We start from the raw sequence: 22,019 nt of genomic DNA, 5'->3' as shown, positions 1-22,019 counted from the left end.
ACGCCTGCCGGGTACCGGCCTGAAGTGGTGCCGGTCACGCCTAATCGATCAAGGCGTTGAGCAGCGACTCCTGTAGATATCCGAGGTACGCGTAGACCGACAGCTGGAACACCCGGCTGGAGGCCGGGTCCTCGGCGACCGCGTCGTCCAGCTCCTCACCCAGGTCCGTCCCGTCCTTGATCTCCAGCCGGACGCCCATCGCCAGCCGGGCGTCGTTCAACGCCCGCAGCCACGCCTCGGCCGCCTCGGCGTCCAGCCGCACCTCACCGCCCGCCTCATCGGGCAGCGCGGCCAGGATGGCCCCCGCCTGATCGATCTTCGCGGTCTTCAGGTCGCCCTCGGTGTAGCGGCGGAACTCGGCGGAGCCGGCCGCGTCCTCGGGGTAGGCCGCCGGGAAGAGCCGGCCGACGACCGGGTCAGTGTGGTCGAAGCCGTCGGTGAGCAGACCGACCACCTCGGAGGCGACCTTGCGCAGCACCCGCACCTCGTCGACGGCGAAGGTGGCGACGTAACGGCCGGCCTGGCGGCGGAACATGCTCACGATGCCCCCCCTGTTCGCGACTGCGGGGCTCGCAGAACCGGCTCACTCCTCGCGCTCACGAGCGGTCCACCGTCGCCCACAACCCGTACGCGTGCAACTGCGACGCGTCGTGCTCCATCCGCTCCCGGGCGCCGGTGGAGACCACGGCGCGGCCCTTGTGGTGCACGTCCAGCATCAGCTGCTCGGCCCTCTCCCGGCTGTAGCCGAAAAGCTTCTGGAAGACCCAGGTCACGTACGTCATCAGGTTGACCGGGTCGTCCCACACGATCGTCACCCACTGCCGCTCGGACGCCGGCACCTCGTGAGTGGCCGGCGTCTCGACCGGTGCAACCTGCGGAGCCGCCATGCCCCCCATCGTGCCACCGGTTTCCCGGAACCGAGGAACCGGAACGCCGGCCCGGCGAGGATCACCCAACCCGGCGTCCCCGGCCTCGCCCTGAACGCTGTTGGACGCGAGGTCTCGCACGGGGCCGGAGCAGGGCGCAGCCCCGCCGTCAGGCGAGCAGGATGCCGTGATCGACTGCATCGGAGAGCACCGCGCCCAGCGAGAGGCGGATCACCTCGAACCGTCGGGAGATCTCCCGGGACAGCCCCAGCTCGACCTCCCGCAACGCCCGCTGGGACCACGCCCGGGCGGCGTTGTGGTCGTCATTGCCGGGCGTACGCCACTGCTGCCAGCATCCACCGGACAGCGCCACCGCGACCGGCGGGAGCACCTCGTCGCGGGACGCCCGCGGATAGCCGTCGAGCGCGTCGATCGCCTCCGGACCGGTCAGCGAGGCCACGCCGGCCGTGCTGGTGATCAGCAGCACCCGGTCCAGGTCGCGGCCGGGCCAGTGATCGGTCAGGCCGTACTGCACGGCGGTGGCGATCCGGCGGCGCACACCCCCGGCCGGCGGCGCGCCGAGCACCCGGGCCGCGGCGTCCGCCACGATGCCCCGCACCGCGTGGTCGCACTGCGCGGTGGCCAACAGCGACAACGCCGCCATCTCCCGGTCCAGCAACTCCGGCAGGCCGGCGCACCCGACCCCGAAGACGATCTCCTGAACCACCCGCAGGTGGGCGTTCGCCAACTCCAGCGCGAGGTGCTGGCGGATCCGCTGTGCGCAGGAGCGGGTCTGCCGGTCGAGCTGCTCGGACCAGTCCCCCGGGTCGGACACCACCGACACCCGGTCGTGCTGGCCGGGCAGCACCGGCGGATCCGCACTGGCCCGCTGCAACCCCTCGTGCGCCGCCCAACCCACCAGCGCCCGGCGCAGGTCGGCGGCGGACTCGGCGCCGTCGACCGGGAACCACCGCGCACTCGCCAGCGAGGGCACCGCGGCCAGCAGCGCCGCGCGGTGCGCCGCCACGGTCACCGCGACCGGGTCCACCTTCCCCGGCCCGCCCTGTGCCGGCGGGACGGACGCCCCCGCGTCCTCCGTCGTCGCCGCGCCGTCGGGCAGCGGCGCCCAGCCCGCCGCGCCGGGAGTGACCGCGAAGACGACCTTCACCGCGGCCGGGGCCACCTCGGCGAGCAGGTTCAGCTCCGCGGCGGTGAACGCCTGATCGGCCGCAATCACGAAGAGCAGCGCGCCGGCCCGGCCGACCGCGTCGAGCAGCACCCGGCCGCCGGCGACGCCGAGCGTGCCGGTGTCCGGCGTGTCGACCAGGGTGAAGTGCCGCAGCAGCGGCTCGGGCACGCTCAGCTCGACCCGCCGGGGCGGGCGGGCCAGCGCCGGGCCGGCGGCGTCCCGGTCCGCGCCGTAGGAGTGCGGTTGGCGGTAACCCGGCACGTACGCCGCCCGGGTGGGCGCCTTGGCGTGTCGCACCACCAGCCAACTGCCCGCCGGCACGGTGAGCATGACCGGGTCGAGCCCGAGCAGGGTGGCGAACACGCCGCGACGCTCGGCACCGGCGGGGCCGACGGCGACCACGCCGAGCGGCTCCTCCGGAGCGGGGCCGGTCACCCCGATCCGGGTGGGTAGCGGACCGCAGCGCGGCAGGTCAGCTGGGCCGGCCATGTCGCCCGGCGAGTCGACCGAGGGGAGAGGGCCCTGCTTCATCAGGTGGCCTCCCATTGCAGGCGACCAGGCATCCGGTCGCGTGGAAATACCGGTAACGGTACCCGGATGCCGGAAGACTACGGGCGGCCAGGTAACCGGGCGGAACACTTCGAATACTCACCGGTAATCGCGAGATTACTCAACTTCGGTGCGTGACGGTACCGGCGCAGACAGGTCTCGATGGATATGCTGCCGGGATGAGTCGATGGCAGTTCGTCGGCCGAACCGACGAGCTCAACCGCCTGCTGGCGACAGTGACCGGGCAGGCCGGCCGAGGGCTCTTCTTCAGCGGCAGCGCGGGCATCGGCAAGAGCCGGCTGCTGCGCGAGGGCGTGAAAACGCTGCCCACCGACCGGTACGCGATCTGGTCCATCGCGGCCAGCGCCACCACGGCCGCGCTGCCGTTCGGCGGGCTCGTGCAGGTCCTCCCCGCCGAGCAGCCCCAGGGCCTCTCGCCCGCCGGCATCCTGCGCTGGGCGCTGGGCGTGCTGCAACAGCAGGCCGCCGGCCGGCGGATCGTGCTCGCCATCGACGACGCGCACCTGCTCGACCCGCCCTCCGCGGCGCTGGTGCACCTGGTCGCCCGCGCGGAGAACGCCACCGTGGTCGGCACCCTACGCGACGGCGAGCAGATCCCGCTGCCGATCCGCGCACTCTGGACCGACGACCTGGTCGAGCACGTCGAGCTGACCCCGATGCCACCGGCGGAGACCGCCGGGCTGCTGGCGGCGATCCTGGACGGCCCGGTCGACGCCGGCTCCGCCGACCGGCTCGGCCGGCTGTCGGCCGGCAACCCGCTACTGCTGCGCGAGCTGGTGCACGCCGCCAACGGCAGCGCGGAGCTCAAGCGCACCTACGGCATCTGGAAGTGGACCGGGCGGCTGGAGCTGGCGCCCAATCTGACCGACCTGATCGACACCCGGGTCGGGCAGCTCACCGACGGCGTCCGCGCGGTCGTCGAGCTGGTCGCCTTCGGCGAGCCCCTGGGCCTGCACCTGCTCAACCAGGCCGCCGACCCGGCCGACGTGGAGATCGCCGAGGAACGTGGGCTGATCAGCGTGGTGCAGCACGACCGGCGGACCAACGTCCGGCTGGCCCACCCGCTCTACGGCGAGGTCATGCGCCGCCGCTGCCCGGTCAGCCGCACCCGACGGCTCCAGGCGAGCCTCGCGGAGCTGCTCGAGCGAGTCGGCAAGCGCCGCCGCGACGACCTGTTGCGGGTGGCGGTGTGGCGGCTCGACTCGGGCACCGCGCAGGACCCGGCCCTGCTGGTGGACGCCGCGGTGCAGGCATTCACCCGCTACGACGTGCCGCTGGCGACCCGGCTGGCCCGCGCCGCGCTGGACGCCGACGGCGGGTCGGACGCGGCGGAGCTGCTGGCCACCATCCTGATGTTCGCCGACCGGCCGGAGGAGGCCATCGAGGTCCTGGACGCGGTGAGCCCCGACCCCAGCGACGAGCGGCGACTCTGCCGATGGCTGACCGTGCGGGGAATGGTCAGCTACTGGGGGCTGAGCCGGGAATCCACGGTGGAGGAGATCGCGTCCCGTGTCGAGCAGCTCAGCGACTCCGCCGACCGGGCCCGGGTGCACGCCTTCGAGGCGATCATGCGACTGCACCGGCTGGACACGACCACCGCCGTACGGCTCAGCCAGCGGGTGCTGGACCGGCCGGCGGCCAGCGTGGCCGCCCGCGAGCTGGCCCGCAGCACCATCGCATACGTCCAGGCCGCGCAGGGCCAGCTGAGCCGCAGCGGTACGGCGATCGCCCAGGTGCACTCCGCCGCGGCCAGCTGGCGTACCGACATGCCGTACCTGCAACTGGCCCTGGAGTTGGCCCGCGGCACCCGGCTCATGCTCACCGGCGACCTGGTCGGAATCGACGCGATCGTCGCCGACGAGTTCGCCGACCTCGCGGGTGCGGGGGACTTCCGGCTCGGCACCGGATACCTGGCCATCCTCCAGGCGTACGCCGCCCGCATGCGCGGGCAGAGCGACGGGGCGATGCGGACGTCGCTGGGCGCCTGCGCGGTGCTGGCCACCAGTCGGGTCTACGCCGGTCTGGCCCAGGCCGAACGGGCGCAGGCGGCGGCGCTGCGCGGCGACGCGGCGCAGGCCACCGAGGCGATGGCCGAGGCGGACCGCACCCAGGCACCGGGCATGGCGGTGCTCTACCCGTGGCTGGAGCAGGCCCGCGGCGCGGTGCTCGCCGCGTCGGGCGATCTGCCCGGCGCGATCAAACAGCTCAACGACCTGGTGGACCGGCTGCGCTCGGACGGCTTCGCCGGGCACGAGGTGCACGTCCTGCACGATCTGGTCCGGCTGGATCAGGCCGGCGCGCCGGTCGGGCCGACCTGCTCCGACGGCGGCCGGCGCACCGTCGCGCAGCGCCTCGCCGAGCTCTCTGAGCAGGTCGACGGCGTGCTCCCGCCGCTGCTGGCCCGGCACGCCCGGGCCGCGGTGACCGACGCCGCCACGGATCTGCTCGCGGTCGCCGACGACTACGTCGCGCTGGAGCTGCACGTGTACGCCGCCGAGGCCACCGCCCAGGCCCTGCACCGGCTGCGCCGGCAGCACTCGGCGGCGGCCGGCGACGCCCGGGAGCGTCTCGCCGGGTTGCTCAGCCGCTGCGACCTGATCCGTACGCCGGCGCTGCACGCCGGGGCGCCGGTGCTGACCGAGCGGGAGTGGCAGGTGGCCCGGCTCGCCGCGCACGGCGCGACCAGCCGAGCCATCGCCGAGCGGCTCTACCTCTCGGCACGAACGGTGGAGAACCATCTCCAGCGGATCTACACCAAGCTCGGTGTGACCGGCAGGGCCGAGCTGTGGGCGGCCCTCCGGTCGATCCCGGGCCACGAGGGCGGCGCCGCGAGCTGAACCTTAGGCTGGGGCGGTGAGCACTCTCCGCCCCTCGCTGCTGACCGACCACTACGAGCTGACCATGGTCAGCGCAGCCCTCAAGGACGGCACCGCCGACCGCCGTTGCGTCTTCGAGGTGTTCAGCCGCCGGCTACCGACCGGGCGCCGGTACGGCGTGGTCGCCGGCACGGCCCGGCTGATCGAGCTGATCCGCGACTTCCGGTTCGACCCGGCGGAGATCGACTTCCTGCGTCGGACCGGGGTGGTCGACGACGCGGCCGCCGCCTGGCTCGCCGACTACCGCTTCACCGGCGACATCGACGGGTACGCCGAGGGTGAGCTCTTCTTCCCCGGTTCGCCGATCCTCACCGTCTCCGGCGGCTTCGCCGAGTGCGTGGTGCTGGAGACGCTGGCGCTCTCGGTGCTCAACCACGACAGCGCGGTGGCGGCGGCGGCGGCCCGGATGGTGACCGCGGCACGCGGCCGGACGCTGATCGAGATGGGAGCGCGCCGGGCGCACGAGGGGGCCGCGGTGGCCGCGGCGCGGGCCGCGTACCTGGCCGGTTTCCGGTTCACCTCCAACCTTGCCGCCGGTGCGCACTACGGCATCCCCACGGCGGGCACTGCGGCACACGCGTTCACGCTGCTGCACGACGACGAACGGGCCGCGTTCGCCTCGCAGGTGGCCACGCTGGGCAACAACACGACGCTGCTCGTCGACACGTACGACATCAGCCAGGGCATCCGCAACGCGATAGCGGTGGCCGGGCCGGCACTGCGGGCGGTGCGAATCGACTCGGGCGACCTCGCGGTGATCGCCCAGCAGTCCCGGGAACTGCTGGACTCGCTGGGCGCCACCGAGACCAAAATCATCGTCTCTGGCGACCTGGACGAGCACGCGATCGCGTCGCTGGCCGCCGAGCCGGTGGACATGTACGGCGCTGGCACGGCCGTGGTCACCGGCTCCGGGGCTCCCACCGCCGGGCTGGTCTACAAGCTCGTCGAGGTCGAGGGACGGCCGGTGGTGAAGCGCTCCGAGCACAAGGCGACCATCGGCGGCCGGAAGGTCGCGGTCCGCCGGCACAAGCCGACCGGCACCGCCACCGAGGAGGTCATCTGCCCGCAGGGCGTGCCGGACCGACAGCCCAACGACCGGATGCTCCAGCGCTCGTACGTGGTCGACGGCGAACCGGTGGAGCTGCCCACCCTCGACGAGTCGCGGGAACACCTGCGGGAGTGCCTGATCTCCATCCCGTGGGAGGGGCTGAAGCTCTCCGCCGGCGACCCGGCCGTGCCGGTCACCGTCGTACCCGCCGACTGAGATCACCCGGGGCCCGCCACACGGGCGCGGCCGTGACGAGAGGAGCGCCCGGTGCGCAATGCGCTGATCATCGTGGACGTGCAGAACGACTTCTGCGAGGGCGGCTCGCTGGCCGTCGCTGGCGGCGCGGGGGTGGCCGCCGGCATCTCCCGGCTGATCGCCACCGAGCCGGACCGGTGGGCGCACGTGGTCGCGACCAAGGACTACCACATCGACCCGGGTGCGCACTTCGGCGATCCGCCGGATTTCGTGGAGTCCTGGCCCCGGCACTGCGTGGTCGGCACCAGCGGCTCGGAGTTCCACCCCGACCTGGACACCGAGCGGGTCGAGGCGATCTTCCACAAGGGTGAGCACGCGGCGGCGTACTCCGGGTTCGATGGGCACGCCGACGACGGCGAGTGCCTGGCCGACTGGCTGCGCCGGCACGACGTGGACCGGGTCGACCTGGTCGGCATCGCCACCGACCACTGCGTCCGGGCGACCGCGCTGGACGCCGCCCGGGAGGGCTTCGCCACCACCGTGCTGCTGGAGCTGACGGCGGCGGTCGCTCCGGACACCACCGACGTGGCGCTGCGGGCGATGGACGGCGCGGGGGTGACCCTGCACGGTCAGCCTGTGATCAGGGCCGCATGAGGCGGTAATTGGTTGGTCATCGGCCCGCCGCCGGTCGAGGATGTCGCCGGAGGTACGGACCCACGTGAACATGAAGCCTTACCGGGAAGCGCTCGCTCTGCCCGGCCTGCGGTCGCTGCTGCTGGTAGCCGTCCTCGCCCGGATTCCGCTCACCGCGACCGGGGTGACGTTGACCTTCCACGTGGTGCTCGACCTCGATCGGGGCTATGGGGCGGCCGGCCTGGTCGGCGCGGCCATCACGGTGGGCGCGGCGATCGGCGGCCCGTTGCTCGGTCGGCTGGTGGACCGGCGTGGCCTGCGCCCGGTCCTGGTGCTCACCGGCATCGCCGAGGCGGTGTTCTGGGCCACCGCGCCGTCGCTGCCGTACCCGCTGCTGCTGCCTGCCGCCTTCGTCGCCGGCTCGCTCGCCCTGCCGATCTTCTCGGTGGTCCGGCAGTCCATCGCGGCGCTGGTTCCGGAGGATCGGCGCCGCCCGGCGTACGCGCTGGACTCGATGTCGGTGGAGCTGTCCTTCATGGTCGGCCCGGCGTTGGCGGTGGCCCTGGTCACCGCGATCTCCGCACGGACCACCCTCTACCTGGTCGGCGCCGGCATCGTTGCCGCCGGGATCGCCCTGTGGCTGCTCAATCCACCGATCCGTGGCGTCGCCGAGCCCACCGGCCCGCGGCGCAGGGTGCCTCGCCGGGAGTGGCTGACCCCCCGGCTGCTCGCCGTCCTGGCGGTCAGCGCCGCCGCGACCCTCGTGCTCGGCGGGACCGACGTGGCGGTGGTTGCCGTGCTGCGGGAGAGCGGTGAGGCCGGCTGGACCGGCGCGGTGCTGGCCGGCTGGGCGGTCGCCTCGTTGTTCGGTGGCTTCGCGTACGGTGCCGTGCACCGCTCACTCTCCCCGCTGGCGCTGACCGCGGCGCTCGGCCTTTGCACCATCCCGGTCGGGCTGGGCGGCGCGCACTGGTGGCTACTCTGCCTGGCGCTGATCCCGGCCGGGGCGCTCTGCGCGCCGACCATCGCGGCCTCCTCCGACGCGGTCAGCCGGCTGGCACCGGCAGAGGTGCGCGGTGAGGCGATGGGCCTGCACGGATCCGCGGTCACCGTGGGCATCGCCGTCGGCGCGCCGCTCGCCGGTGCGGTGATCGACGCCAGCGCCCCGCTCTGGGGTTTCGTGGTGACCGGCGCGCTGGGTGCGCTGGTGACCCTGGTGGTGCTTCCGATCGAGCTGCGTCGCCGCCGCAACGCGGACGCGGCCACCCCGCCCCCGCCCGTCGAGACCGACCTCACCCCCGCCGCGGCCCGCTGAAGCCGGCACGTCGCGGCCTTGCGGCGAACGAACCTCCCCTGCCTGGCTGGCGAACGAACCTCCCCGGCTCGCGTGGGAAGTCCCCCGGGCGCGGGAACCGGTTTGCCGTGCCGCCCGTGCCGCTGCCCGGCGGGCCTGTGCCGGAGAAGGGTTATACCTGTAAGTCATAGATATACCTCAGAGGTATAAGGCTCATCAGGTACAGGTGGCCCGGGGAACCCGTCAGGCGGCGGGCCGGCGCGGGCGGTGACGAGCCGGCCCCAGCCGTGACGGGCCGAGCCGAGCCGAGGCGAGGCGAGGCGGGAATGGCGACGGGCGCCGCTTCCGGTGGTCCCGGTGGCGGCGCCCGTCGTACAGCTGCGGAGCTGAGTGTCAGTTCCGGTCGATGTCGCTGGCGGTGTCCTCGCGGTAGCTGGCACCGCCGTCCGACTCGCTGGTGAGCGGCTTGGCGCCACCCTCCGGCGGGCCGGCCAGGCTCTGGCCGCCGGCGGCCAGCTCCGGGAACTTCGCGTCGAACGCCGGCCGCTCGGAGCGGATCCGGGGCATCCGGTCGAAGTTGCGCAGCGGCGGCGGGCTGCTCGTCGCCCACTCCAGCGAGTTGCCGTAACCCCAGGGGTCGTTCACCTCGACCACCGGGCCGGTCTTGTACGACTTCCAGCAGTTGTAGATGAACGGCAGCGTGGAGATACCGGTGATGAACGCGCCGATGGTGGAGATCACGTTCAGCGTGGTGAAGCCGTCGCTGGGCAGGTAGTCGGCGTATCGGCGGGGCATGCCCTCGTTGCCTAGCCAGTGCTGCACCAGGAACGTGGTGTGGAAGCCGATCATGGTGAGCCAGAAGTGCACCTTGCCCAGGCGCTCGTCGAGCATCCGGCCGAACATCTTCGGGAACCAGAAGTAGATGCCACCGAAGACGGCGAACACGATGGTGCCGAAGAGCACGTAGTGGAAGTGCGCCACCACGAAGTACGAGTCCGACACGTGGAAGTCGACCGGCGGGCTGGCCAGCAGCACGCCGGTGAGACCGCCGAAGAGGAAGGTCACCAGGAAGCCCACCGCCCAGAGCATGGGCGTCTCGAAGCTGATCTGGCCTCGCCACATGGTGCCGATCCAGTTGAAGAACTTCATACCGGTGGGCACGGCGATCAGGTAGCTCAGGAAGCTGAAGAACGGCAGCAGCACCTGACCCGTGGCGAACATGTGGTGCGCCCAGACGCTCATGGAGAGCGCGGCGATCGAGATGGTGGCGGCCACCAGACCCTTGTAGCCGAAGATCGGCTTGCGGGAGAAGACCGGAATGATCTCCGAGATGATGCCGAAGAACGGCAACGCGATGATGTACACCTCGGGGTGCCCGAAGAACCAGAACAGGTGCTGCCAGAGCATCGGCCCACCGGTCGCCGGGTCGTACACGTGGGCCCCGATGATTCGGTCGGCGGCGAGCGCGAAGAGCGCGGCGGCCAGCAGCGGGAAGACCAGGATCACCAGCAGGCTGGTGACCAGGATGTTCCACGTGAAGATCGGCATCCGGAACATGGTCATGCCCGGCGCGCGGAGAGTCAGGATCGTGGTGATCATGTTCACCGCGCCGAGGATGGTGCCCAGGCCGGAGACGGCCAGGCCCACCACCCACATGTTCCCGCCGACGCCCGGCGAGTGCTCCGCGGTGCTCAACGGGGTGTAGGCGGTCCAGCCGAAGTCGGCGGCGCCGCCGGGGGTCATGAAGCCGGCGATCGCGATCGACCCGCCGAAGAGGAACAGCCAGAAGGCGAAACTGTTCAGCCGCGGGAAGGAGACGTCGGGTGCGCCGATCTGGATCGGCACGATGTAGTTCGCGAAGGCGAACACGATCGGCGTCGCGAAGAACAGCAGCATGATCGTGCCGTGCATCGTGAAGAGCTGGTTGTACTGCTCGGGCGACAGGAACTGCAGCCCGGGTTGGGCCAGCTCAGCCCGCATGATCAGGGCCATCAGGCCGCCGATCATGAAGAACGCGAACGCGGTGACCATGTACATGATCCCGATCTGCTTCGCGTCCGTGGTACGCAGCAGCCGCGCGATGGCCGACCCCTTGACCGGCTCCCGGACCGGCCAGGGCCGGGTCACGACCGGCTTGGGTGCGACGGTGGTCACGAGTGGCCTCCGGTTCTCGTTTGTCCCGCTCGGCACACGCTGGTTATCTGCGGGCCGTCATCCGCAAGGAGGATAGTCCCCGGCAGGTCGCAGCGCCGCGTGGGGTGGCGGGACACGATCTACAGCGGGCCGACCAGCAGCCGGTAGTGCTCTCCGAAGATCCGGTCGCCGCGTCCACGCAGCAGCGGGTCGCGCAGCGCCGGCGGCACGTCCCGGGTCCGGTTGCGGTCCCGGGTCCGGTCCCGCACCCATCGGGTACGCGGGCGGCGGCGGCTCTCGTACGCCACCAGCGCCGCCTCCACGCTGCCGGCGGCGCGCAGCGACTCGGCCAGCACCACGGCGTCCTCCAGCGCCATCGCCGCGCCCTGGGACAGGGTCGGCGCGGTGGCGTGCGCGGCGTCGCCGACCAGCAGCACCCGCCCCCGGTGCCAGCGGCCCAGCTCCACCTCGTCGGTGATCGCGACGTGCACCCGGTCGAGCGCCGCCAGCACCTCGGGCACCGGGCCGCGGTAGTCGGCGAAGAGTTCGCGCAGCCGGGCCAGCGGGTCGGCGGGCGGCTCGGTGCCCGCCTCGTCGGCGTAGCAGTGCAGCCGACCGGCACCGATCGGCACCATCAGCAACCCGCAGCGCTGACCGAGCAGGGCGGTCCACTCGGTGACCGGAGGGCCATCGCGGAGCACGGCCCGGTAGACCACCTGCCCGACCGGGCGGGGCGGCCCGCCGAGGGAGGCCAGGGTACGGACCGAGGATCGCGGCCCGTCGGCACCGATGACCAGGTCGTACTCGGTGCTGGTGCCGTCGGTGAAGGTGACCCCGACCCCGCCCGGGAGCAGATCCAGGGTGCGGACCTCGGCGCCGTGGCGGACCGCGCCGCCGGCTCCGCTGAGCAGCACCCGGTGCAGATCCGCCCGGGGCAGCGCCCGGCACTCGCCGACGCCGGCCCAGAGAGTGTCGAGGTCGACCTCGCAGAGCGGCACGCCGGCGGCGTCGAAGAAGCGCTGGCGGTGGATCACCTGCCCGAGTGGGCGGACCGGGTCGTGCAGGCCCAGCCGGTGCAGCGCGCGAGCGGCGTTGCCCGGTAGGTAGAGGCCCGTGTCGGTGGACTCCCCCGGTGGCAGCTTGTCCGTGACGTCCGGCCGGAAGCCCACCAGGCGCAGCGCCCGGGCCACGGCCAGGCCGGCAATGCCCGCGCCGACGACGAGGATGCGCAGGGGGGAGCCACCCATGGTGGTGTACGCCTCCGGAGGGGATACGGCACGCGTTGGAGGCAACACGCTACTCGGCGCTATCGGCGCACACCAGGGCCCGATCGGCCCGCCCGAAGCCGATCGTTGGGCGGCCCGCACCGGTTAGCTGGATGTCCGCCGACGGCCGTCCGGCGCGGGCGTGGCAATCCTCACAATTCACCAGTTTGACGCGTACGGTTGCGCCAGAGTTTCAGGCATGTAAATGTGTCATTGAGCGTGGGAGCGCTCCCGTCTTCGCCCCGACCCGTCCGGCGCCCGGCACGCGCCGCAGTCAAGGAGCGTCATGAAACGTCCACTTCGGGCCCTAGTCGCCGCCGGGCTGCTACTCGCCAGCTCACTCGTTGCCGTGACCTTCGGCGGCAACGCCTCCGCCGACACCCAGATCTGCGAACAGTACGGCTCCACCGTGATCCAGAGCCGGTACGTGGTGCAGAACAACCGCTGGGGCACCAGCGCCCAGCAGTGCATCAATGTCACCAGCACCGGCTTCGAAATCACCACCCTCAACGGCAGCAGCCCCACCAACGGCGCGCCGACGGCGTACCCCTCGGTGTTCTTCGGTTGCCACTACACCAACTGCTCTCCCGGCACGAACCTGCCGATCCAGGTGAGCCAGATCAGCAGCGCCACCAGCAGCATCAACTACCGGTACGTCAGTGGCGCCACCTACAACGCCTCGTACGACATCTGGCTGGACCCGTCGCCCAAGCGAGACGGGGTGAACCAGATGGAGATCATGATCTGGCTCAACCGGCAGGGCTCGATCCAGCCCATCGGTTCACCGGTCGGCACGGCCACCCTGGCCGGCCGGACGTGGGAGGTCTGGCGGGGCAGCAACGGTTCCAACAACGTCATCTCGTACGTCGCGCCGTCGGCGATCTCCAGCCTGAACTTCAGCGTGCTGGACTTCATCAACGACGTCCGCAACCGGGGTGCGATCACCAACAGCTGGTACCTGACCAGCATCCAGGCCGGCTTCGAGCCCTGGCAGGGCGGCGTCGGCCTCGCGGTGACCTCGTTCTCGGCCGCCGTCAACGGTGGCGGCACGCCGCCCACCACCCCACCGCCCACCACGCCGCCGCCGGGTGGCGCGGGTTGCGCGGTGAAGTACACGCCGAACTCGTGGAACAACGGCTTCACCGCCGACGTGCAGATCACCAACACCGGGTCCAGCGCGCTGAACGGCTGGACGCTGACCTACAACCTGCCCAGCGGGCAGCAGGTCACCAACGCCTGGAACGCCACGGTGAGCCAGAGCGGGTCCGCGGTGACCGCCCGGAACGTCGGCCACAACGGTTCCGTTCCACCCGGGGGTACCGCGAGCTTCGGGTACCAGGGGACGGTGAGCGGGGCGTACTCGTCACCGACGAGCTTCTCGCTTAACGGGGCGACCTGCGCCCGCACCTGACCGGCCAACGGTGGGGCGTGGCCATCCGGTCACGCCCCACCGGTGATGTCCACTCGGGTTCCTTGAAGTCGGGGCGTCCTCGCACCTGGGATACCCCGAATTCTTGGAAATCGAGTCGATCTGGCAGTGCGGGTCAGACCCGGGTGAGGCGGACGGCGTCGGCGATGACCAGGCCGGTGCCGTTGCTCCACCGGCTCACGCCCACCCGGTTGGCGTCACCGGCCGGCAGGGTGAACGTGCCGAGGATCCGCCACTGCCCGCCGGTGATCCGCTGGTCGACGCGGACCGTCTGGTTGCCGGTGGTGGTGGCGACGATGTACGGCGCGGCGCTGTTGTAGCCGGCGTTCGCGGGCCACCAGGCCTCGACGCGGTAACTGGCGGTGGCCGGGACGGCGAACCGGTACCACGCGACGTCGCTGGCCGCGACCGGGTCCGCGTACCGGTAGTCGGCGCCGTACCGCTGGCCGGAGTACGAGGACACACCCCAGTTGGCGCTGGCGGTGAAGCGGCCGGCGGTGGTGTTGTCCACGGTGGAGGACCACGCGGTGCCGCCGCCGGCCATCCTGGCGGCCACGTCGGACCGCATCACGTTCAGGTCGATGAAGGACGGGTCGATCTTGCCGCTGGTGCTGGTCTCCCGGTGCCCTCGGGCGTAGCTGCTGTCCCTGCCCAGCCGGGTGAGCACAGCGGCGGTGGCGGCGATCGACGCGTTGTACTGCGCGGCGGTCATCTCCTGGTTGACGCCGTTGTAGTCGATCTCCCACCCGATCATGAGCGTGTTGCCGTCTCCCGACGGGATCGGTCCGCTGCCACCGCTGACCCCGGCGTGGTTGCACCGGCCGGCCGAGATGACGTGGAATACCCCGTTGTAGTCGACCAGCGCCTGGCAGAGCGGGCCGGCCAGGTCCGGTCGGCCGTTGATGCAGATGCCGAGCGCCGGGTGCGGGTTGCTGGCGCTGGAGGTCGAGGCCGTGTGGTGCCAGAGCACCCCGATCGGGTCGAAGGAGCCGGGCCGCATCCGGTTGAGCCAGTCCCCCTCGACGACGACCTGGACCCCGGCGGCGCGCAGCACGTCGACCAGCCAGGGAATGGTGGCCATCAGGAGCCCCCGAGCAGGTCGGCCAGGCACTCGGCCTTCGGCGCGGCGCTCGCCGGGGCGGGCCGGGCGACGGTGGTCAGCGCGGCGGCCACCAGGGCGGGGATGGCGAGCATCCCTCGGCGGCGCAGACGGATGGATGGTGACCGGGCCATGGCGATCCTCCAGCGACGGCGGGTTCGAACGCATCGACGAACGTGATGACGGGCACGCTATACCGTCATGAGCGTCGATGTCGATACCCTTCACACACGCGCCGTTCACTGAAGGAATTTGGCAGAATCAGGCGTTGCCGAGCGCGTCGATCTCGCGCATCTCCTCCGCCGTCAACGAGAAGTGGAAGACGTCGAAGTTGGCGCTGATCCGCTCCGGGGTCACCGACTTCGGGATCACCACGATCTCGTGGTCGATGTGCCAGCGCAGCACCACCTGCGCCGGCGAGACGCTGTGCGCGCCGGCGATCCCGGTGAGTACCGGATTGCTCAGGTCGGTCGTCTTGAACGCGCTGTACCCCTCCAGCACCACTCCCCGGTCCCGGTGCTCGGCGTGCCGCTGCCGGTCGTACAGCATCGGGCCCCACCGAATCTGGTTGACCGCCGGATTCTCCTCGGTCGACTGGATCAGCTCGTCCATCTCCGCCGTGCTGTAGTTGCTGACCCCCACCGCCCGGGCCAGGTTCTCGTCCCGGGCGGCCAGCAACTCCCGCCACATCGGGATGCTGTCGGTGGCGGACGGCGGCCAGTGGATCAACCAGAGATCCACCTGGTCGACGCCGAGCGCCTCCAGACTGGCCTCCAGCGTCTCCCGCTCCCGGCCTACCCGGTCCGGCGGGACCTTGGTGGTGATGAAGATGTCCTCGCGGCGCATCCCGCTCTCCTGGACCGCCCGGCCGACCTCCCGCTCGTTGCCGTACAGGGTGGCGGTGTCGAGGTGCCGGTAGCCGGTGTCGAGCGCGGCCAGCACCGCGTCGTAACCGGCCTGGCCGGTGGCCTTCCAGGTGCCGAACCCGAGCAGGGGCATCCGCACGTCACCGGGGAGCAGGACGGTGGGCTGGTCCGTGTTGTCCATATGGACCGTTCTACCCGCCCGACGCCCGGCCGGCGAGCGAACCGGACACTCAGGTGTCCAGCGGGACGGTCCGGTTTGCCGGAGAATGCGGGTGTGACCGACCGGCTGGAGGAGTACCGGCGTCGGCGGGACGCGGCCCGCACACCCGAGCCGGTGCCGGCGCGGAGCCCGACGGCGGCCGGCCCCGGCGACGGCGCCGCCCGCTTCGTCATCCAGCAGCACCACGCCCGCAGCCTGCACTGGGACCTGCGCCTGGAGCACGAGGGGGTGCTGGCGTCCTGGGCGGTGCCGCGCGGCCTGCCCCGCGACCCCGGCCACAACCACCTCGCCGTGCACACCGAGGACCACCCGATGGAGTACCTCGACTTCCACGGCGAGATCCCAGCCGGCGAGTACGGCGGCGGCCGGATGGTCATCCACGACCGCGGCACCTACCGCTCGGAGAAGTGGCGCGACGACGAGGTGATCGTGACCCTCGCCGGGGAGCGGACCGCCGGGCGGTACGTGCTCTTCCCCACCGGCGGCCGGGACTGGATGGTCCGGCGTACCGACCCGGCCCCGCCCGGCTGGACGCCGATGCCCGAGCTGGTCCGCCCGATGCACGCCACGCCCGCCGCCGGGCTCCCCCGGGACGTCGCCGGGTGGGGCTACGAGCTGCGCTGGGACGGGGTTCGGGCGATGGCGTACGTCTCCGGTGGGCGGCTGCGGCTGCTCTCGGAGACCGACGAGGAGATCACCGGCGGATACCCGTGGCTGCGCGCGCTGGCCGAGGCGCTGGCCCCGACCGAGGCGGTGCTGGACGGTGTGCTGGTGCGCATCGACGGCGCCGGCCGGGTGCGCCCGGCAGGCGCGGCCAGCGGCGGCAGGGTCCCGGCGGGCGCCCAGTACCTCCTGGTCGACCTGCTCTGGCTGGAGGGCGTGAGCAGCGTGGACCTGCCGTACGCGCAACGCCGGGAACTGCTCGACGGGCTGGCGCTGACCGGTACGCACTGGCAGACTCCGCCGTGGTTCCCCGGCGCCGGCGACGAGGCCCTGCGCACCGGGCGTGAGCAGGGCCTGCCCGGCGTGGTCGCCAAGCGGCTGGACTCGGTCTACGAGCCGGGGAAGCGCAGCGGGCGCTGGCTCAGCATCGACGCGGTCTGACGGCGAGGAGCGACGTGTACCTGACCCACCTGGACTGCCCACGCTGCGGCCGGGAGTACGCCGCCGACCGGTTGCAGAACCTGTGCGAGTGCGGCTCCCCGCTGCTGGCCCGCTACGACCTCGCGGCGGTGGCAAAGGCGGTCACCCCGGAGCGCTTCCCGCTGCGCCCGGCCGACCTGTGGCGCTACCGGGAGCTGCTGCCGGTCGCCGACCCTCGACACGTCACCACGCTCGGCGAGGGTTGGACGCCACTGCTACGCGCCCCGGCGTACGGAGCCGAGATCGGCATCGAGGACCTGATGGTCAAGGACGAGGGGCTGATGCCGACCGGCTCGTTCAAGGCGCGCGGCGCCGCGGTCGGCGTGAGCCGGGCCCGCGAGCTGGGCGTCGAGCGGATCGCCATGCCCACCAACGGCAACGCCGGCTCGGCCTGGGCGACGTACGCGGCGCGGGCCGGGATGGGAGCCACCATCGTCATGCCGTTGCCGGCGCCGAGCATCTGCCGGCGTGAGTGCGTGGCGGCCGGCGCCGACCTGCGCCTGATCGACGGGCTGATCAGCGACGCGAGCCGGCGGGTGGCCGAGTTGGTCGCGGAGTCCGCCGGGGCGATCTTCGACGCCGGCACGCTGCGCGAGCCCTACCGGCTGGAGGGCAAGAAGACGATGGGGTACGAGATCGTCGAGCAGCTCGGCTGGCAGACGCCCGACGTGATCATCTACCCGACGGGCGGCGGTGTCGGGCTGATCGGCATCCACAAGGCGTTGCACGAGCTGCGCGAGCTGGGCTGGATCGGCGACAAGCTGCCCCGGCTGGTGGCGGTGCAGTCGACCGGCTGCGCGCCGATCGTGCGGGCCTTCGCCGCCGGCGAGGATCGGGCCCGGCCGTGGGCCGGCGCCCACACCGTCGCGTTCGGCATCACCGTGCCGGCGCCGCTCGGCGACGAGCTGATCCTGGCGGCGCTGCGGGACTCCGCCGGCACGGCCGTGGCCGTCGACGACGCGGACATCCTGGCCGACCTGCGGGCCTTCGCCACCCGGGAGGGGCTGCTGCTCTGCCCGGAGGGGGCCGCCTGCCTGACCGCGGCACGACAGTTGCGCGCGGGCGGTTGGATCCGGGCCGGTGAGCGGGTGGTGGTGCTCAACACCGGCGCCGGGCTGAAGTATCCGGAGACCGTCGACGTCTCCGGCGTACCCGTGCTGGCCTGAGCCGGCGGGCGCCCCGCGGACCGTGCGGTCCGCGGGGTGCCGCGGTGCCGGCCTACTGGTAGGTGATGTCGGACGGTGCGTAGAGGCAGTTGACGCCGTCGGCGCCCTCCCCGATCTGGACGGGCTCGCTGCCCTTCGGCACGCCCCGGTACTTGACGCAGATCGAGGTGTCCCGGTCCGGGTCGCCGACGATGGTGATCCGGCTGAACCGGGCGGTGTCGCCCCAGTTGGTGTTGATGCCGGCGATCGCGTCGGTGTCGCGGACGATCACGTTGTCGATCACCACGTGCCGCTGGTACGAGGTGGAGCAGTTGCCGCAGGCCCGGTAGAGCTTGCCGGCGTTCTCCACCCGGAAGTTCCTGATGGTGACGGTGCCGGAGCCGTTGTGCTGGAAGACCTTGTCGCTGGCCGAGCGGGCGCCGCCGCCGTCGACCGTGTACGTGGTGCCACCGCGGAAGGTGGCCGCGTCCTCGCCCACGTCCTCCCACCAGACGTTGATCAGGGTGCAGTTGCCCTCGCAGTGCACGCCGTCACCGGCGGGCGCGCCGATGATGACGTTGCGCAGGGTGGCACCGGCGGCCAGCTCGAACATCGGGTCCTGGCTCTCGCTCTGGCCGCCGTCGCCGATGCCGTAGTAGCGCCTGAGCCCGCCGTCGAAGGTGCCCGAGACCGGGATCGTCGCGTCCACCTTCTGGTTCCCGGTGGGCGTCGGCCAGCCCGCGGGCGGCGGGTTGGTCGGGCCCGGCGTGGTGGGCGGCGGGGTCGTCGGGGGCGGGGTGCCACCGCCGGACGCGTCCACGATGACGTCGTCGAAGCCGCCGCTGGCGTACGCGGTGACCAGGCCGATCCGGCCGGCGCCGACCAGGCTGTTGCTGCCGGCGGCGATCTGGGTGCCGTTGACGAAGCCGCGGATGGTGCTGCCGCTGGCCTCGATGCGCAGGGTGTACCAGTTGCCGGTGCCGATGCCCAGCGACGCGGAGCCGATCGAGGTGATGGCGCTGCCGTTGACGGCCTGGAGTTCGGCCCGTCCGGAGCCGAGCAGGGCCAGCCGGTACATCTTGGTGCTGCTGCTGGACCGGGCCGCGAGCCCGACCAGGGCGCTGGACGAGCCGAAGCTGGCCGGCCGGACCCGGGCCTGCACCGAGTAGTCGGTCCAGCTGGTCTGGCCGGCGAACTGCCGGGCCAGCGAGCTGCCGGCGTTGGACTGGTTGAGCACGCCCGAGCCGTCGACGGTCCAGGTGCCGCCGGACTTGGACCACCCGGTGGTGTTGCCGTCGTTGAAGTCGTCGGTGAAGACGGTGGCCGCGAAGGCCGAGGTCATGCCGGCCGCGAGGGCGGCCACGGTCGCGCCGGCGCCCACCGCGAGCAGCAATGGTCGTCGGCCGGGGAGTCGTCTCTTCTGCACAGCTGTCCTCCTTGACGCGTGTGGTGGCGATCCCGCGGCCGTCCGTACGGGGACGTGCCGGCACGGCGTGACGCCATGGCCTGGGATCGGTGCGCCCCGTCGGATGCCCGGTGTCCGGAGCGGGGTGAAGCGGGATCAAAGCCGTGGGAAAGGGCTTTCCCGCATCTTCGAGGCTAGGACCGCGTACGCATCAACGTCAATGCCTTGCGCTTGCAGGTCTGTTGCAGGATTCACCGGAAGGCGGGGCGGTCGACCGGTCAGAAGCTGTACGGATCGGTCAGCCGCCAGGCCGCGTTGATCAGGCCGATGTGCGACAGCGCCTGCGGGGTGTTGCCGAGCTGCGCACCGGTGACCAGGTCGATCTGCTCGCTGAACAGGCCCACGTCGTTGGCTCGCCCGACCACCCGCTCGAACAGCTCCTCGGCCCGGCGCCGCTCGCCCGCCAGCATCAGGCACTCCACCAGCCAGAACGAGCAGAGCACGAAGCCGGCCGGGTCGGTCGACCAGCGGCGTACCAAACCGTCGTCGGTGCCCAGCTCCCGCTCCACCACCTCGATGGTGGAGCGCATCCGCCGATCAGTGGCCGGCAGGAAGTGCACCACCGGCAGGAAGAGCGCCGATGCGTCCAGCTCGGCCGAGCCGAACGCGCCGGTGAACGCGCCGATCCGCTCGTTCCAGCCCCGCCGGAGCACCTCGTCGCGGATCTCGTCGCGGATCCTGGCCCAGCGGTCCGGGGCGGCCCGCTCGCCCAGCCGGTCGGCGAGCCGCACCGCCCGGTCCATGGTCATCCAGCAGAGCACCTTCGAGGAGAGGTAGTGCTGGTCCCCGTCGCGGGCCTCCCACATGCCCCGGTCCGGCAGATGCCAGGTGCTCGCCACCTGCTCGGTCAGCCCGAGCACCATCTCCCGCAGCTCCCCGTCGAACGTCCCGCCCAGGTAGTCGCGCAGCCGCCAGACCGCCGACATCACCTCCCCCGGCACGTCCAGCTGTCGCTGCCGCCAGGCGTCGTTGCCGATCCGGACCGGCCGGCTGCCGGCGTAGCCGGCCAGCTGCGGGCAGTCGTGCTCGGTGAGGTCACGCTCCCCCTCCAGCCCGAACAGCACCGGCACCGGCTCGTCGCCGATCCGGCCGATCGAGCGGGACACCCAGGCGAACAGCTGGGACGCCTCGTGGGGGCAGGCCGCCACCCAGAGCGCCCGCATGGTCATCGAGAAGTCGCGCAGCCAGGCGAAGCGGTAGTCGTAGTTGCGGTCACCGCCGATCTGCTCCGGCAGGGACGTGGTCAGCGCGGCGGTGATCGCGCCACTGCGGGAGTACGTGAGACCGGTCAGCACGGTCGCGCTGGGCCGGACCAGCTCGGGGTACCGGCCCGGATACTGGTGCGGCTCCCGGTACGCCTCCCACGCCCGTACCGTGTCGGCGAGTGCGGCCACCGGGTCCAGCCGGACCGGCGGGTCGCCGTACGTGGCGCCGTACGCCACGTCCATCCCGATCACCTGGCCGGCGGAGACCTCGAACTCGTGGGTCACCCGGTCCCGGCCGGCCCGTAGCGGCAGCTCCGCGGAGCGCAGCAACAGTGTCACCGGGCCCGCCCCGGCCACGACCGTGCCGTCCGGCTGCTCGTGCAGGTACGGGGTGAGCAGGCCGTACTCCGGACGGGGTGCGAAGTCCAACGCCATCCGGACGCGCCCCGACAGCCCCTCGATCACCCGGATCAGCACGGCGGGTGAGTTCTGGCCGAGTTCGTGCGCACGGGCGCCGAACTCGGCGGCGAGCGCGTCGGTGACCGCCACGCTGCCGTTAGGGGTGTGGTGCACCGTGCGCAACACCAGCGTGTCCGGCCGGTACGAGCGCTCCACCCGGTATCCCTGCCCGCCCACGCCCACCGGCGCCAACCGGAAGTGCCCGGCGCGCGGGTCGAGCAACCGCCCGAACACGGAGGCGCCGTCGAACCGGGGCGGACACCACCAGTCGATCGACCCGTGCTTGCTCACCAGCGCGCCGGAGCGGGAGTCGGACAGGAATCCGTAGTCGGAGATCGCCGGCTGCTGCTCCACCCGTCGCGGGTACCCCGATCGGCCCGGATCAGACCGCCGTCGGCCGCGTCACGCGGTGGGTGGCTCGTCCTCGCCGGCCTCCTCGGCCGCGTCCGCCTCCTCCTTGGTCCGGTGCACGGCCTGGTCGGCGTGCTCCGGCGGGCCGTAGACGGTGTAGAGCACCAACGGGTTGGGCCCGGTGTTGACGAAGTTGTGCCTGGTGCCGGCCGGCACCACGACCAGGTCGCCGGAGACGACCTCCCGCTTCTCGCCGGCGACCCGCGCCTCGCCGGTGCCGCTGACGAAGGTCAGGATCTGGTCGATGTCCTCGTGCACCTCCTCGCCGATTTCCCCGCCCGGCGGGATGGTCATGATGACCAACTGGGTGTGCTGTCCGGTCCACAGCACCCGTCGGAAGTCCGGGCTCTTCTCGGCGACGGTCGCGATCGTGAAATGCTCCATGTCGGGCTCATACCCCGTTCGGCGCCGAGCCACGCCGGGACTCGCAGATGGTGGAATTCCCCACGGTTGGCAGGTTTGGATCCACGCCGGCCGGGGATCGACATGTCTGACCGGCGCGGGCGGC

18 protein-coding genes are annotated in these 22,019 nt (G+C 72.1%); 7 read left to right on the top strand and 11 right to left on the bottom strand.

From position 1 onward, the window contains the following. Positions 1-40: 40 nt before the first annotated feature. The 3 genes from ABZU69_RS31550 to ABZU69_RS31540 form a co-directional block, all read right to left on the bottom strand. A complete protein-coding gene (locus ABZU69_RS31550; protein WP_354967993.1) occupies positions 41-535 on the bottom strand; it encodes a DUF2017 domain-containing protein in 495 nt (164 codons plus the stop codon). 61 nt (positions 536-596) lie between these two features. After that, on the bottom strand, positions 597-887 hold the full coding sequence (clpS, locus tag ABZU69_RS31545) for an ATP-dependent Clp protease adapter ClpS (RefSeq protein ID WP_354967953.1): 291 nt from the start codon (positions 885-887) through the stop codon (positions 597-599). Positions 888-1,035: 148 nt separating this feature from the next. Beyond that, on the bottom strand, positions 1,036-2,586 hold the full coding sequence (locus ABZU69_RS31540; RefSeq protein WP_354967952.1) for a hypothetical protein: 1,551 nt from the start codon (positions 2,584-2,586) through the stop codon (positions 1,036-1,038). Positions 2,587-2,783: 197 nt separating this feature from the next. On the opposite strand from ABZU69_RS31540, the gene ABZU69_RS31535 reads away from it, so the two are divergent. From ABZU69_RS31535 to ABZU69_RS31520, 4 genes are read left to right on the top strand one after another with little or no spacing between them, the layout of a single operon-like run. Continuing rightward, positions 2,784-5,462 (top strand): LuxR C-terminal-related transcriptional regulator, encoded by a 2,679-nt coding sequence (locus tag ABZU69_RS31535; protein WP_354967951.1) that lies wholly within the window; start codon positions 2,784-2,786, stop codon positions 5,460-5,462. A 16-nt stretch (positions 5,463-5,478) separates the two neighbouring features. Continuing rightward, a complete protein-coding gene (locus ABZU69_RS31530; protein WP_354967950.1) occupies positions 5,479-6,765 on the top strand; it encodes a nicotinate phosphoribosyltransferase in 1,287 nt (428 codons plus the stop codon). Between the two features lie 51 nt (positions 6,766-6,816). Continuing rightward, the gene (locus ABZU69_RS31525; RefSeq protein ID WP_354967949.1) at positions 6,817-7,398 is read left to right on the top strand and encodes an isochorismatase family protein; all 582 of its coding nucleotides are present in this window, start codon (positions 6,817-6,819) and stop codon (positions 7,396-7,398) included. A gap of 40 nt (positions 7,399-7,438) precedes the next feature. Then, complete coding sequence (locus tag ABZU69_RS31520; protein WP_354967948.1) at positions 7,439-8,692, top strand: MFS transporter; 1,254 nt, start codon at positions 7,439-7,441, stop codon at positions 8,690-8,692. Positions 8,693-9,064: 372 nt separating this feature from the next. On the opposite strand, the gene ctaD is transcribed toward ABZU69_RS31520, so the two are convergent. Together ctaD and ABZU69_RS31510 are read right to left on the bottom strand one after the other, a co-directional pair. Further along, positions 9,065-10,825 carry a cytochrome c oxidase subunit I gene (ctaD, locus tag ABZU69_RS31515; RefSeq protein WP_354967947.1) on the bottom strand — a complete coding sequence of 587 codons (1,761 nt, stop codon included), beginning with the start codon at positions 10,823-10,825 and terminating at the stop codon, positions 9,065-9,067. 119 nt (positions 10,826-10,944) lie between these two features. Then, positions 10,945-12,051, bottom strand: coding sequence for an FAD-dependent monooxygenase (locus ABZU69_RS31510; protein ID WP_354967946.1), 1,107 nt, complete (start codon positions 12,049-12,051; stop codon positions 10,945-10,947). 304 nt (positions 12,052-12,355) lie between these two features. Here ABZU69_RS31510 and ABZU69_RS31505 point away from each other — a divergent pair, with 304 nt between their 5' ends. Next, positions 12,356-13,480 carry a cellulose binding domain-containing protein gene (locus ABZU69_RS31505; protein ID WP_354967945.1) on the top strand — a complete coding sequence of 375 codons (1,125 nt, stop codon included), beginning with the start codon at positions 12,356-12,358 and terminating at the stop codon, positions 13,478-13,480. Positions 13,481-13,613: 133 nt separating this feature from the next. Here the strand turns inward: ABZU69_RS31505 and ABZU69_RS31500 are convergent, their stop codons facing one another. The 3 genes from ABZU69_RS31500 to ABZU69_RS31490 all read right to left on the bottom strand — a co-directional run bounded on the left by ABZU69_RS31500 (position 13,614) and on the right by ABZU69_RS31490 (position 15,644). Beyond that, entirely contained in the window at positions 13,614-14,579 is a 966-nt protein-coding gene (locus ABZU69_RS31500) for an N-acetylmuramoyl-L-alanine amidase (protein ID WP_354967944.1), read from the bottom strand. After that, positions 14,579-14,731 carry a hypothetical protein gene (locus ABZU69_RS31495; RefSeq protein WP_354967943.1) on the bottom strand — a complete coding sequence of 51 codons (153 nt, stop codon included), beginning with the start codon at positions 14,729-14,731 and terminating at the stop codon, positions 14,579-14,581. Before ABZU69_RS31495 ends, ABZU69_RS31500 begins: the two co-directional genes overlap by 1 nt. 127 nt (positions 14,732-14,858) lie before the next feature. Next, on the bottom strand, positions 14,859-15,644 hold the full coding sequence (locus ABZU69_RS31490) for an aldo/keto reductase (protein ID WP_354967942.1): 786 nt from the start codon (positions 15,642-15,644) through the stop codon (positions 14,859-14,861). Between the two features lie 93 nt (positions 15,645-15,737). Between ABZU69_RS31490 and ABZU69_RS31485 the strand changes: the two genes are divergently transcribed. Together ABZU69_RS31485 and ABZU69_RS31480 are read left to right on the top strand one after the other, a co-directional pair. Then, positions 15,738-16,787, top strand: a complete 1,050-nt coding sequence (locus ABZU69_RS31485; protein ID WP_354967941.1) for a DNA polymerase ligase N-terminal domain-containing protein — start codon at positions 15,738-15,740, stop codon at positions 16,785-16,787. A 14-nt stretch (positions 16,788-16,801) separates the two neighbouring features. After that, positions 16,802-17,992 (top strand): threonine synthase, encoded by a 1,191-nt coding sequence (locus tag ABZU69_RS31480; RefSeq protein WP_354967940.1) that lies wholly within the window; start codon positions 16,802-16,804, stop codon positions 17,990-17,992. A gap of 52 nt (positions 17,993-18,044) precedes the next feature. On the opposite strand, the gene ABZU69_RS31475 is transcribed toward ABZU69_RS31480, so the two are convergent. The 3 genes from ABZU69_RS31475 to ABZU69_RS31465 all read right to left on the bottom strand — a co-directional run bounded on the left by ABZU69_RS31475 (position 18,045) and on the right by ABZU69_RS31465 (position 21,895). Further along, positions 18,045-19,397 (bottom strand): pectate lyase, encoded by a 1,353-nt coding sequence (locus ABZU69_RS31475; protein ID WP_354967939.1) that lies wholly within the window; start codon positions 19,395-19,397, stop codon positions 18,045-18,047. Between the two features lie 257 nt (positions 19,398-19,654). Further along, on the bottom strand, positions 19,655-21,454 hold the full coding sequence (locus ABZU69_RS31470; RefSeq protein ID WP_354967938.1) for a glycoside hydrolase family 15 protein: 1,800 nt from the start codon (positions 21,452-21,454) through the stop codon (positions 19,655-19,657). A 48-nt stretch (positions 21,455-21,502) separates the two neighbouring features. Beyond that, positions 21,503-21,895 carry a cupin domain-containing protein gene (locus tag ABZU69_RS31465; RefSeq protein WP_354967937.1) on the bottom strand — a complete coding sequence of 131 codons (393 nt, stop codon included), beginning with the start codon at positions 21,893-21,895 and terminating at the stop codon, positions 21,503-21,505. Positions 21,896-22,019: the final 124 nt, after the last annotated feature.

Source organism: Micromonospora sp. NPDC005206 (assembly GCF_040608175.1).
In the GTDB taxonomy this organism is placed as follows: domain Bacteria; phylum Actinomycetota; class Actinomycetes; order Mycobacteriales; family Micromonosporaceae; genus Micromonospora.
Note: the sequence above shows the minus strand (reverse complement) of the source record. Positions and strands in the feature narration are given on the sequence as shown.

What these genes read in the sequence shown, in the direction of transcription:
- ABZU69_RS31550 (WP_354967993.1), bottom strand. Translation starts at nt 535, where the DNA reads ATGTTCCGCCGCCAGGCCGGCCGTTACGTCGCCACCTTCGCCGTCGAC.
- clpS (WP_354967953.1), bottom strand. Translation starts at nt 887, where the DNA reads ATGGCGGCTCCGCAGGTTGCACCGGTCGAGACGCCGGCCACTCACGAG.
- ABZU69_RS31540 (WP_354967952.1), bottom strand. Translation starts at nt 2,586, where the DNA reads ATGAAGCAGGGCCCTCTCCCCTCGGTCGACTCGCCGGGCGACATGGCC.
- ABZU69_RS31535 (WP_354967951.1), top strand. Translation starts at nt 2,784, where the DNA reads ATGAGTCGATGGCAGTTCGTCGGCCGAACCGACGAGCTCAACCGCCTG.
- ABZU69_RS31520 (WP_354967948.1), top strand. Translation starts at nt 7,439, where the DNA reads ATGTCGCCGGAGGTACGGACCCACGTGAACATGAAGCCTTACCGGGAA.
- ABZU69_RS31510 (WP_354967946.1), bottom strand. Translation starts at nt 12,051, where the DNA reads ATGGGTGGCTCCCCCCTGCGCATCCTCGTCGTCGGCGCGGGCATTGCC.
- ABZU69_RS31505 (WP_354967945.1), top strand. Translation starts at nt 12,356, where the DNA reads ATGAAACGTCCACTTCGGGCCCTAGTCGCCGCCGGGCTGCTACTCGCC.
- ABZU69_RS31500 (WP_354967944.1), bottom strand. Translation starts at nt 14,579, where the DNA reads ATGGCCACCATTCCCTGGCTGGTCGACGTGCTGCGCGCCGCCGGGGTC.
- ABZU69_RS31495 (WP_354967943.1), bottom strand. Translation starts at nt 14,731, where the DNA reads ATGGCCCGGTCACCATCCATCCGTCTGCGCCGCCGAGGGATGCTCGCC.
- ABZU69_RS31490 (WP_354967942.1), bottom strand. Translation starts at nt 15,644, where the DNA reads ATGGACAACACGGACCAGCCCACCGTCCTGCTCCCCGGTGACGTGCGG.
- ABZU69_RS31465 (WP_354967937.1), bottom strand. Translation starts at nt 21,895, where the DNA reads ATGGAGCATTTCACGATCGCGACCGTCGCCGAGAAGAGCCCGGACTTC.